Below are 11,719 nucleotides of genomic sequence, written 5' to 3'. Positions count from 1 at the left end.
CCGCCATGTCCACCGTATTCATTGCCCTGCAGACCAACGAAGACACCCGCCCGATCATCGAGGCCATCGAGATCGACAACCCCCACGCCGTCGTCCATCGCCAGCCGGCCATGGTCAAGATCGACGCCGAGGGCACGCTGGTGATTCGCAAGGCCACCATTGAAGAGCAGGTCGGCCGCGACTTCGACCTGCAGGAGCTGCACATCAATCTGATCTCCCTCACCGGCCACGTGAGCGAGGACGACGACACCCTGACCCTGAGCTGGAACAGCTGAAAGAGGAGACCGCCATGGACATGAAAGTCACCAAGAAAAAACTCGGCCTGAAAGAGAAGTACAAGCTGATGACCCGCGACCTGGGCTGGGAGCCGACCTACCACAGCAAGGACGAGGTCTTCCCCTACGTGGGCTACGAGGGCATCAAGATCCATGACTGGGACAAGTGGGAAGACCCCTTCCGCCTGACCATGGATTCCTACTGGAAGTACCAGGCCGAGAAGGAGCGCAAGTTCTACGCCATCATCGACGCCCACGCCCAGAACAACGGCCACCTCAACCTCACCGACGCCCGCTACCTGTCGGCCCTGAAAATTTTCCTGCAGGCCATCAGCCCGGGTGAATACGCCGCCCACAAGGGCTTTGCCCGCGTCGGTCGCGAGTTCCCCGGTGTCGGCACCCAGGTGGCGTGCCAGATGCAGGCCATCGACGAGATTCGCCACGCCCAGACGCAGATCCACGCGATGTCCAATTACAACCGTTACTACAACGGTTTCCACGCCTTCGCCGACACCCGCGACCGCATCTGGTACACCTCGGTGGCCCGCTCCTTCTTCGACGACTCCATGTCGGCCGGCCCCTTCGAGTTCATGATCGCCATCGGCTTCAGCTTCGAGTACGTGCTGACCAACCTGCTGTTCGTGCCCTTCATGTCGGGCGCGGCCTACAACGGCGACATGGCCACCGTAACCTTCGGCTTCTCGGCCCAGTCCGACGAAGCCCGCCACATGACCCTGGGCCTGGAGTGCATCAAGTTCATGCTCGAGCAGGACCCGGACAACCTGCCCATCGTCCAGGAATGGATCGACAAGTGGTTCTGGCGCGGCTTCCGCGTGCTCGGGCTGGTCAGTACCATGATGGATTACATGCTGCCCAAGCGCGTCATGTCCTGGCGCGAGGCCTGGAACATCTACGGCATCGAAAACGGTGGCGCCCTGTTCAAGGATCTGGCCCGCTACGGCATCAAGCCGCCCCGGGGCTGGGACGACGCCGAAAAGGCCATCGATCACATGTCCCACCAGTTCATGCTGGGCCTGTATCAGTGGAGCTTCGGTACCGCCTTCCATAGCTGGATCCCGTCGGAAGACGACATGAACTGGCTGTCGGCCAAGTATCCGGACACCTTCGATACGTACTACCGGCCGCGCTGGAAGCACATCAAGAAGCTCGCCGACGCCGGCACGCAGTTCAAGAACTACGGCCTCGCCAAGCTATGCCAGACCTGCCAGCTGCCCTGCGTGTTCACCGAGCCCGACGACCCCACCCTGACCTGCCACCGGGAGACGGTCCACGAAGGCGAGACCTATCACTTCTGCTCCGACGGCTGCCAGCACATCTTCGAGAACGAGCCCGAGAAATACGTGCAGGCCTGGCTGCCCATGCCCCAGCTCTTCCAGGACCCGATCAACGGGGACCTGGGCGAGTGGATGAAGTGGGTCAGCCTGCTCGACGGCAAGGACAACGGCGACTACGCCGGCTCCGAAGACCAGAAGAACTTCGAAGCCTGGCGCGGCCTCGCCACCACCAACCAGTAACAGCGGCGGGCGACCTGTAGGGGCGACTTCAGTCGCCCGCGGACGTCGATCAAGGGCTTGCCTATGATCGACGGGCGGATGGGCGACTGAAGTCGCCCCTACGCGTCGCGTCCGCAAACCTCGCACGGCGCAATACAAGAAATCAGGAGACTCAAAATGGCTGTAGCTGCAATCAAGGATTACATCGCCACTCCCCGCGACCGCGTGGAGAACTTTCACGGCAAGCAACTTGTTTACGCGAGCTGGGACCGCCACCTGCTGTTTGCGGCCCCCTTCCTGCTGTGCGTGCCGCCCGGGATGCCCTTCGGCGAGCTGGTCAGCGGCCCGCTGAGCATGCTCGTGCAGGCCGATCCGGATGCTGCCGCCATCGACTGGCACAGCGTCGAATGGCTCAAGGCCAACCAGCCCTGGGTGCCCGACTTCGCTGCCAGTCTTGAAGCCAACGGCATCACCCACAAGACGCAACTGCGCTTTCGCACGCCTGGGCTCAACAGCCTGTCGGCCGCCGCGTGAGGACAGGGCGATGAGCTATGCGCTGACCATTGAGCCCCTCGGCCAGACCATCGAAATCGAAGAGGGGCAGACCATCCTCGACGCGGCCTTGCGCGCCGGCATCTACTTGCCCCACGCCTGTTGCCACGGCCTGTGCGCCACCTGCAAGGTGCAGGTGGCGGACGGCGAGGTGGAGCATGGCGAGGCCTCGAGCTTTGCCCTGATGGATTTCGAGCGGGACGAGGGCAAGTGCCTCGCCTGCTGTGCCATGCCCCAGAGCGACCTGGTGATCGAGGCCGAGATCGACGAAGACCCGGACGCCGAGAACCTGCCCGTGCGGGATTTCGAGGGCGTGGTGACGCGCATTGAAACCCTCACCCCGACCATCAAGGGGGTGTGGATCCGGCTCGATGCACCGATCCGCTTCCAGGCCGGCCAGTACGTCAATCTTGAACTGCCCGGTGGCATCGGCAGCCGCGCCTTCTCGATCGCCAGCCCGCCGTCGGCCAATGGTGAGGTGGAACTCAACATCCGCATCGTGCCGGGTGGCCAGGGCACCACCTACGTACATGAAAAGATGCGGGCTGGCGAGCGGGTGCGCATCACCGGCCCCTACGGCCGCTTCTTCGTGAAGAAGTCGGCCCATGTGCCGGTGCTCTTCATGGCCGGCGGGTCGGGTCTGTCCAGCCCCCGATCGATGATCCTGGACTTGCTGGCGGAAGGCTTCGACCGACCCATCACCCTGGTGTACGGCCAGCGCAGTCGGGACGAGCTCTATTACCACGACGACTTCCTGGCCCTGGCGGAGCAGCACCCCAACTTCCGCTACGTACCGGCCCTGTCCCATGAGCCGGAAGCGTCGGGGTGGACGGGCTTTCGTGGTTTTGTGCACGAGGCCGCCAAGGTCGCCTTCGACAACGACTTCCGCGGCCACAAGGCCTACCTGTGCGGCCCGCCGCTGATGATCGAGGCTTGCATCAGCACCCTGATGCAGGGCCGCCTGTTCGAGCGCGACATCTACACCGAGAAGTTCATCTCGGCGGCCGACGCCCAGCAGGTGCGCAGCCCACTGTTCAAGGCCCTGTGAGAGGCCGCGGCGTCGGAAGGGCGGGGCCGCCCGCCCGATAGGGTCCGGCCCAGTTCGGTACGCATCGTGCATAGTGTCTTTCGAATCACTCCCGCACCCCTGCGGACCGGCAGGCGATTCCGCCTGTCGGCAACAATTACCGATTCGGAGGCAGAAAATGGATATCCGTGCCGTGGGTCAGCCGATCACCGCATCCCAACGCCGCAGCTACAGCCAGACACCCGACAGCAGCTTCTACCAGACCTTTCAGTCGGCCTTTGCGGCTGCGGAGGGCCGAGTTGCGGATACCGCCAGCGGCGCGAGCGCTGCCGGCCCGACCTCCGCCGAGGCCCTTGAGGCCATCCTCGGGCGCACCCATGTCGAACTGTCCGCCCTGCGGGGCGTGGATTCCGACAGTCAGGCCCGGTATGCCCGGGTGCTCGATGAAGCCTATGGCAGCGGCGCCATGGGCAATGCCCGCCAGTTCCTCCGCAGTCTCTCCGCCGAGGAACTGGAGGCGGTTCGCCGTAACCACTGCCTCGCCGACCCCATCGACGTGGGTGCCATCAGCGAGGAGGGGGCGCGCAACCTGCTCCTGCCCGAGGGCTATGGCGTTGACATGAATCGCGATGGCTTTGAGGAAGTCGGGGCGGCCCTCGTCGCCCACTTCCCGCCCAGGGAGGCTCCCGCCGCCGTTCGCGAGGCATGGTTCCAGACGACGGCCTCCATGGAGGACGGCGATGTGCTCACCTACAGCCTGATGATGCATGGTGCCGTCCATGGCCTGCGGATCGACGGGCAGAACGTGCCCACCGCCTACAAGGCCGACGACATCGACAGCTACCGCCGACTCGTCAGCGATTTCCTGTCCGCCCTGGAGGCCCATCGCGGACAGATCTCCAGTGCCCAGTACGAGCGCGACAAGGACTTCTTCACCCGCCTGAGCGGCTTCCTGCAGGCCTGAGGGCGATACCTGCTGCTTCGCAGGCGCCTTGACGAGGGTGTTGTATAACGCTGCGGTCCTGACGAGGCAGTGTTGTCCAGGTGGTCTTGGTGGTCGCACTGCGTTTGAGCCTTTACTGGGCGGGTTTCCACTTTTCCGCGTGGAGTTGGCCGGGTCTCGCCCCGGCAGGCGACCCCTTTCTTGTTCATGTAGGGGCGACTTCAGTCGCCCGCGGACTTCGGTCTGGCACCTGCGGGCGACTGAAGTCGCCCCTACACACTGCTCGCATCGGGCGGCCGGCGCGGCTGTCTGAGCCCGCAGGGCGAGTTCCGTGCTGCCGTAGCCGGCCGGGTGTGCAAACGCGGCCGTGGAAAAATCCCGGCCAGCTCAAGGTGAAGAAGGCCCACCGGTAAAAGCACACCCCAGCGGACAGTCTGCCGTTGCGTGCCCTTAAGTTCATACCTAGACGGTAATGAGGTTGTTGTTATTAGGTATTGGACGGTATTGGTGCCGGTTCGTAGACTGATCTCCATGCCAGCCCCCAAGGTACGGCGATTCCAGACTTCCAATCGAGGACAGCATGCGTCTCATCCAGAACTTCATCGGCGGCGAATACACCGCCGGGCTCAGCGGCAAGACCTTCGAGAAGCGCTCGCCCCTGGACAACAGCGTGATCGCCCGCATCACCGAGGCGGGGCGCGACGAGGTGGACGCGGCGGTATGTGCCGCCCGCGCAGCCCTCCATGGCGAGTGGGGCGGACTGACCGTGGATCAGCGTGTCGATCTGCTCTACGGCGTGGCCGACGAGATCACCCGCCGCTTCGAGGACTTCGTGGCCGCCGAGATGGCCGACACCGGCCAGCCCTCCCACGTCATGCGCCATGTGTTCATCCCCCGCGGCGCGGCCAACTTCAAGGTCTTTGCCGACGTGATCAAGAACGTGCCCACCGAGACCTTCCAGATGTCCACGCCCGACGGCCGGGGCGCCCTCAACTACGCTGTCCGCGTGCCCAAGGGCGTGGTGGGCGTGATCAGTCCGTGGAACGCGCCCTTCCTGCTGATGACCTGGAAGGTGGGTCCGGCGCTGGCCTGCGGCAACACCGTGGTGGTGAAGCCCTCCGAGGAGTCGCCCCACACGGCGGCCCTGCTGGGCGAGGTGATGAACGCGGTGGGCGTCCCCAAGGGCGTCTACAACGTGGTGCAGGGCTTCGGGCCGGATTCGGCCGGCGAGTTCCTGACCCGTCACCCGGGCGTGGATGCCATCACCTTCACCGGCGAGACCCGCACCGGTGCGGCCATCATGAAGGCGGCCTCCGACGGCATGCGCGACGTGTCCTTCGAACTGGGCGGCAAGAACGCCGGCATCGTGTTTGCCGACGCCGACTTTGATGCGGCGGTGGACGGCATCTTCCGCTCCGCCTTCCTCAATACGGGGCAGGTGTGCCTGGGCACCGAGCGGGTGTATGTGGAGCGGCCCATCTTCGAGCGCTTTGTGCAGGCCCTCAAGGCCAAGGTCGAGGCCGTGAAGTTTGGCCGGCCCGACGACCCGGCCGCCAACTACGGCCCCCTGATCAGCCAGGAGCACCGCCAGAAGGTGTTGTCCTACTACCGCAAGGCGGTGGAGGAGGGCGCCACCGTGGTGACCGGCGGCGGCGTGCCCGACATGCCCGGCGAGCTGGCCGAGGGTGCCTGGGTGCAGCCCACCATCTGGACCGGCTTGCCCGAAACCGCTGCCGTGGTGCAGGAGGAGATCTTCGGCCCGTGCTGCCACATCCGCCCCTTCGACAGCGAGAACGAGGTGGTGGCCCTGGCCAACGACACCGACTACGGCCTCTCCACCACCATCTGGACCACCCACCTGGCCCGCGCCCACCGCATCGCGGCGCGCATCGAGGTGGGCATCACCTGGATCAACAGCTGGTTCCTGCGCGACCTGCGCACGGCCTTCGGCGGGTCGAAACAGTCGGGCATCGGCCGCGAGGGCGGGGTGCATTCCCTGGAGTTCTACACCGAGACCCGAAACATCTGCGTGAAGCTGTGACCAGGAGGGCGGTCGGCTAGATCCGACCCCACGGGCTGGCGCCGATCCTGTAGGGGCGACTTCAGTCGCCTGCGGACGTGCAGCACAGACGGACCCATCCGTACCGGAAGGACATGAACATGAACGACGAAAAGATCCACCAATACGGCGACGAGCTTTATGAAGCCTTCGTCAGCCGCCGCCCCATCCGCCCGCTGCTGGAGCGCGAGCCGGACATCAGCATCGCCGACGCCTACCGCATCCAGGAGCGCTTCGTGGCCCGCCGTGTGGCGGCCGGCGAGAAGGTGATCGGCAAGAAGATCGGCGCCACCAGCAAGCCGGTGCAGGATTTCCTGGGCGTGTACCAGCCCGACTTCGGCATCCTGCTGTCGGGCATGGTGTACACCGAAGGCGACACCATCGACCTGGGCGGCCTGATCCAGCCCAAGGCCGAGGCCGAGCTGGCCTTCGTGCTCAAGGAGGATCTGAAAGGCCCGGGCATCACCGCCATGGACGTGATCCGCGCCACCGACTACGTGCTGCCCTGCTTCGAGATCGTCGATTCGCGCATCACCGACTGGAAGATCAAGATCCAGGACACCGTGGCGGACAACGCCTCCTGCGGCGTGTACGTGCTGGGCAACACCAGGGGCGACCCGCGCAGGCTGGACCTCACCCTGGCCGGCATGGTGCTGGAGAAGAACGGCGAGCTGTTCTCCACCGGCGTCGGCGCCGCGGTGCAGGGCTCGCCTGCCAACGCGGTGGCCTGGCTGGCCAACACCCTGGGCGAGCTGGGCATCCCCTTCAAGGCCGGCGAGGTGATCCTGTCCGGCTCCCAGTCGGCCCTGGTACCGGTGGTCGATGGCGACGAACTGGTGTGCACCGTTGGCGGCCTGGGCAGTTGCCGGGTGAAGTTTGCGGGGCAGAGCGCCACCGCTACCACCACTGCGGCCGCACCCGGCAGCGAGGCCCGACCCGGCAGCGGCACCGCCGGCATGAACCTCACCCTGGGCCGCGAAGACGTCGTGCGCCTGTGCGAGCGCGTTGAAGGCGCCCAGACCCGCGCCTACGCCATCCCCAAGCTCACCGACGAATACCCGGGCATGACCATCGGTGACGGCTACGCCGTGCAGATGGCCCTGCGCCAGCGCTTCCTGGCGGCCGGTCACACGCAGGTGGGCTGGAAGGCGGGCCTGACCTCGAAGGCCAAGATGATCCAGATGGGCGTCAATGTGCCCTCCATCGGCTTCCTCACCGACCGCATGGCCCGCCCCGAAAATTCGGCCATCTCCACCGCCGACCTGGTGCACCCCCGCGTCGAATGCGAGGTGGCTTTCGTGATGAAGAAGGCCCTGCAGGGCCCCGGCTGCACCCGCCAGGACGTGCTGGACGCCACCGACTACGTGCTGCCGGCGGTGGAGATCATCGATTCGCGCTTCTCCGGCTTCAAGTTCGACCTGCCCAGCGTGGTGGCCGACAACGGCTCGTCGGCCCGCTTTGTGGGCGGCGGCCGGGCGCGCTACGTGGAAGACATCGACCTGACCACCCTGGGCGTGGTGATGGAGAAGAACGGCGAGCTGGTGGCCATGGCGGCCTCGGCCGCCGTGCTCGGCCACCCGGCCGAGGCCATCGCCATGCTGGTGAACATCCTGGCCGAGCTGGGCGAAGGGCTGCCCGCCGGCAGCTTTGTGATGAGCGGCGGCATCACCGAGGCCATCGCCGTGAAGCCCGGCGACAACGTGATTGCCCGCTTCCAGGCGCTGGGCAGCGTATCCATGCGTTTCGTCGAGTAGCGACGCGCCCATGCCAGAAACCGCATTTCCCCCAACCCCCGGAGACAGCCCCATGCCAATCATCGAAATGCACATGATGGTGGGCCGCACCACCGAGCAGAAGAACAAGGTCGCCGCTGCGGTGACCGAGGCGGTGGCAAAGAGCCTGGAGTGCAGCGCCGACACGGTGCGCATCCTCATCACCGAACACGCTGGCGACGGCTTTTACGTCGCCGGCCAGACCATGGCCCAGCGCGCCGCCGCCCGGGCCCAGGAGAGAACCGCATGAGCACGAGGAAGATCCGCTGTGCCCTGATCGGCTCGGGCAACATCGGCACCGACCTGATTTACAAGATCCAGCGCAGCCCGGTGTTGGAGCCCGTGTGGATGGTCGGCATCGACCCCGCCTCCGAAGGCCTGGCCCGTGCCCGGGAGATGGGCCTGAAGACCACCGCCGAGGGCGTGGATGGGCTGCTGCCCCATGTCCTGGAAGACAACATCCAGATCGCCTTCGACGCCACCAGCGCCTACGTGCATGCGGAGAACAGCCTCAAGCTCAATGCCCTGGGTGTGATGATGATCGACCTGACCCCCGCCGCCATCGGCCCCCTGTGCGTGCCGCCGGTGAACCTCCGGGAGCATGCGGAAAAAGTGGAGATGAACGTCAACATGATCTCCTGCGCCGGCCAGGCGACGATTCCCATCGTCAATGCCGTGTCGCGCATCCAGAGCGTGGGCTACGCCGAGATCGTGGCCAGCCTGGCCTCCAAGTCGGTGGGGCCGGGCACCCGGGCCAACCTGGACGAATTCACCTACACCACCTCCGGCGCCATCGAGAAGGTGGGCGGCGCGCGCAAGGGCAAGGCCCTGGCCATCATCAATCCGGCCGAGCCGCCGATGATCATGCGCAACACCATCTCCTGCCTCACCGACGACGAGCCGGACCACGTGAAGATCACCGAGTCCATCCTGCAGATGATCAAGGAGGTGCAGAAGTACGTGCCCGGCTACCGCCTGGTGAATGGGCCGATCTACGACGGCAACAAGGTGCAGGTGTTCATGGAGGTGGCCGGCCTGGGCGACTACCTGCCGCGCTACGCCGGCAACCTGGACATCATGACCGCTGCCGCCACCCGCACCGCCGAGATGTTCGCCGAGGAGATCCTCAAGGGCAGCATCAAGCTGGAGCCCGTCGTATAGGCACAACCGCGGGGGCGACTCGTAGGAGCAACTCGTAGGGGCGACTTCAGTCGCCCACCCACGCGTCGATCATCGGCACCCCCCAGATCGAAGTCCGCGGGCGACTGAAGTCGCCCCTACCGGATGCCGCAGTCGCCCATCCGAGCTGAAATCGCCCCTACCGGGTGCCGCAGCGCCGCCAGACCTTTTACATCGGAGAATCCCATGGATCTCAAAGGCAAGAAAATCATCCTGCACGACATGTGCCTGCGTGACGGCATGCACGCCAAGCGCGAACAGATCAGCGTCGACCAGATGGTCAAGGTCGCCACCGCCCTGGACGCGGCCGGCGTGCCCTACCTGCAGGTCACCCACGGCGCCGGCCTGGGCGGCAATTCGTTGCAGCACGGTTTTGCCCCCCACAGCAACGAGGAATACATCTCGGCCGTGGCCGCGAAGATGACCCAGGCCAAGGTGTCGGTGCTGCTCATCCCCGGCCTGGGCACCATGCGCGAGCTGCAGTCCGCCTTCGACTGCGGCGCCCGCAGCGTGCACGTGGCTACCCACTGCACCGAGGCCGACACCGCACCCCAGCACATCGCCTATGCCCGCAAGCTGGGCATGGACACCACCGGCTTCCTGATGATGGCCCACCTCAACGACCCCGAGGGCATCGCCCGCCAGGGCAAGCTGATGGAGAGCTACGGCGCCCACACGGTGTATGTGACCGACAGCGCCGGCTACATGCTGCCGGACGACGTGAAGGCCCGCGTCGGCGCCCTGCGTGCGGTGCTCAAGCCGGAAACCGAGATCGGCTTTCATGGCCACCACAACTTGGGCATGGGCATCGCCAACTCCATCGCCGCCATTGAGGCCGGTGCCACCCGCATCGACGGTTCCGCCGCGGGGCTGGGAGCGGGGGCGGGCAATACCCCGCTCGAGGTCTTTGCCGCCGTCTGCGAGCGCATGGGCATCGAGACCGGGGTCGATCTCTTCAAGCTCATGGATGTGGCCGAGGAGATCATCGTGCCGATGATGGAACACGTGGTACGCGTCGATCGGGAATCGCTGACCCTTGGCTTCGCCGGTGTGTACTCCACCTTCCTGCTACATTCGAAGCGTGCGGCAGATCGTTTCGGCGTTTCAGCCCGGGACATCCTGGTGGAGCTGGGCCGCAAGAAGATGATCGGTGGTCAGGAAGACATGATCATGGACACCGCCATGACCATGGCCCGGGAGCGCGGCCTGCTCAAGGCCGTGGCCGCCTGAAGACACGGACGGGGTGCCCACGCAGGCACCCCGCAGCAGCACCCCCATCCACCAACGGAGACAAAGATGGCACTCAGAGGATTGCTTCGCATGGGCGAAGTGGCGATACGCGTACTCGACATGGGCGAGGCCCGCGAGCACTACGGCAAACGCATGGGCCTGCATGAGGTCATGACCGACGCCGCCGGGCAGGTGTATTTCAAGGCCTGGGACGAGCACGACCACCACTGCCTGGTGCTGCGCGAGGCGGACTCGTCGGGCATGGACTACTTTGCCTTCAAGGTCTTCGACGACGCCACCATGGATGAGCTCGAGCCGAAGATCCGCGCCTTCGGCCTGCAGGTGGAACACATTGAAGCCGGCGTGTACCCCAAGAGCGGGCGGCGCCTGCAATTCACCCTGCCCAGCGGCCACGTGATGCAGCTGTATGCCCACAAGGAGCAGACCGGCAACAGCCTGCCCCTGCTCAACCCGGGCGTGATGCCTGACGAGGGAGTGATCCGCGGCTTCCGCATCAACCGCCTCGACCATGCGCTGCTGGGCGGTGTGAACATCGACGAGTCGGCGCGGCTGTTTACCGAGGTGTTCGGCTTTGATCTGAGTGAGCGCCTCATCGATGCCGAGGGTGGTCAGTCCCTGGCCTTGTTCCTGAGCTGCTCCACCAAGCCCCACGACATCGCCTTCGTGCTGCAGCCCACGCCGGGGCGCTTCCACCATGTGTCCTTCCTGCTCGAATCGGTCACCGACGTCATCTACGCCGCCGATCTGATCGGCAAGTACCGCATCCCGGTGGATGTAGGCCCCAACCGCCATGGCGTCACCCGCGGCGCAACCATCTACTTCTTCGACCCGTCAGGCAACCGCAACGAGGTCTTCTCCGGCGGCTACGTCCACTACCCGGACACCCCGACCCTCACCTGGGACACCACCGAGCTGGGGCATGCCACCTTCGCCCAGGACAACGTGGTCCGGGAGAGCTTCCTGACCGTATTGACCGGCTGAACCATAAGGAGCAAGCACATGAACAAGCGTGAAGAACTGGCCGTCGTCGTCGGTGCCACTGGCGCCTTTGGCAACGCCATGGTGGATCGCCTCGCCGCCGCCGGCCTGGGCGTGGTGGCGGTGGCGCGCAGTGCCGACTCCCTGGCGGCCCTGCAGGACCGGGTGC

General features: G+C 65.5%; 11 protein-coding genes and 1 pseudogene. All 12 read left to right on the top strand.

Features of this window, described 5'->3' with window-relative positions; all coding sequences use genetic code 11:
* Positions 1-5 precede the first annotated feature (5 nt).
* The 12 genes and pseudogenes from J0L98_RS14345 (at position 6) to J0L98_RS14290 (ending at position 11,553) form a co-directional block, all read left to right on the top strand.
* Positions 6-275 (top strand): MmoB/DmpM family protein, encoded by a 270-nt coding sequence (locus J0L98_RS14345; RefSeq protein WP_296412453.1) that lies wholly within the window; start codon positions 6-8, stop codon positions 273-275.
* A 14-nt stretch (positions 276-289) separates the two neighbouring features.
* Entirely contained in the window at positions 290-1,810 is a 1,521-nt protein-coding gene (locus tag J0L98_RS14340) for an aromatic/alkene/methane monooxygenase hydroxylase/oxygenase subunit alpha (protein ID WP_296412452.1), read from the top strand.
* A 156-nt stretch (positions 1,811-1,966) separates the two neighbouring features.
* Positions 1,967-2,323, top strand: coding sequence for a phenol hydroxylase subunit P4 (locus J0L98_RS14335; protein WP_296412451.1), 357 nt, complete (start codon positions 1,967-1,969; stop codon positions 2,321-2,323).
* A 10-nt stretch (positions 2,324-2,333) separates the two neighbouring features.
* On the top strand, positions 2,334-3,389 hold the full coding sequence (locus J0L98_RS14330; RefSeq protein WP_296412450.1) for a phenol 2-monooxygenase domain-containing protein: 1,056 nt from the start codon (positions 2,334-2,336) through the stop codon (positions 3,387-3,389).
* 157 nt (positions 3,390-3,546) lie between these two features.
* A complete protein-coding gene (locus tag J0L98_RS14325) occupies positions 3,547-4,332 on the top strand; it encodes a hypothetical protein (protein WP_296412449.1) in 786 nt (261 codons plus the stop codon).
* A gap of 559 nt (positions 4,333-4,891) precedes the next feature.
* Entirely contained in the window at positions 4,892-6,352 is a 1,461-nt protein-coding gene (locus J0L98_RS14320) for a 2-hydroxymuconic semialdehyde dehydrogenase (protein ID WP_296412448.1), read from the top strand.
* Positions 6,353-6,471: 119 nt separating this feature from the next.
* Positions 6,472-7,263, top strand: a pseudogene (gene dmpE, locus J0L98_RS14315) (2-oxopent-4-enoate hydratase); the annotation flags it as partial.
* A gap of 63 nt (positions 7,264-7,326) precedes the next feature.
* The gene (gene dmpH, locus J0L98_RS14310) at positions 7,327-8,124 is read left to right on the top strand and encodes a 2-oxo-3-hexenedioate decarboxylase (protein WP_296412470.1); all 798 of its coding nucleotides are present in this window, start codon (positions 7,327-7,329) and stop codon (positions 8,122-8,124) included.
* Between the two features lie 52 nt (positions 8,125-8,176).
* On the top strand, positions 8,177-8,392 hold the full coding sequence (locus J0L98_RS14305; protein WP_296412447.1) for a tautomerase family protein: 216 nt from the start codon (positions 8,177-8,179) through the stop codon (positions 8,390-8,392).
* Positions 8,389-9,303: an acetaldehyde dehydrogenase (acetylating) gene (locus J0L98_RS14300; protein ID WP_296412446.1), complete on the top strand. Its 915-nt coding sequence runs from the start codon at positions 8,389-8,391 to the stop codon at positions 9,301-9,303. Before J0L98_RS14305 ends, J0L98_RS14300 begins: the two co-directional genes overlap by 4 nt.
* A gap of 204 nt (positions 9,304-9,507) precedes the next feature.
* The gene (gene dmpG, locus J0L98_RS14295) at positions 9,508-10,551 is read left to right on the top strand and encodes a 4-hydroxy-2-oxovalerate aldolase (RefSeq protein WP_296412445.1); all 1,044 of its coding nucleotides are present in this window, start codon (positions 9,508-9,510) and stop codon (positions 10,549-10,551) included.
* Between the two features lie 66 nt (positions 10,552-10,617).
* Positions 10,618-11,553 (top strand): catechol 2,3-dioxygenase, encoded by a 936-nt coding sequence (locus J0L98_RS14290; RefSeq protein ID WP_296412444.1) that lies wholly within the window; start codon positions 10,618-10,620, stop codon positions 11,551-11,553.
* Positions 11,554-11,719 lie beyond the last annotated feature (166 nt).

It is taken from the genome of Zoogloea sp., assembly GCF_017302315.1.
Taxonomy (GTDB): Bacteria; Pseudomonadota; Gammaproteobacteria; order Burkholderiales; family Rhodocyclaceae; genus Zoogloea.
Note: the sequence above shows the minus strand (reverse complement) of the source record. Positions and strands in the feature narration are given on the sequence as shown.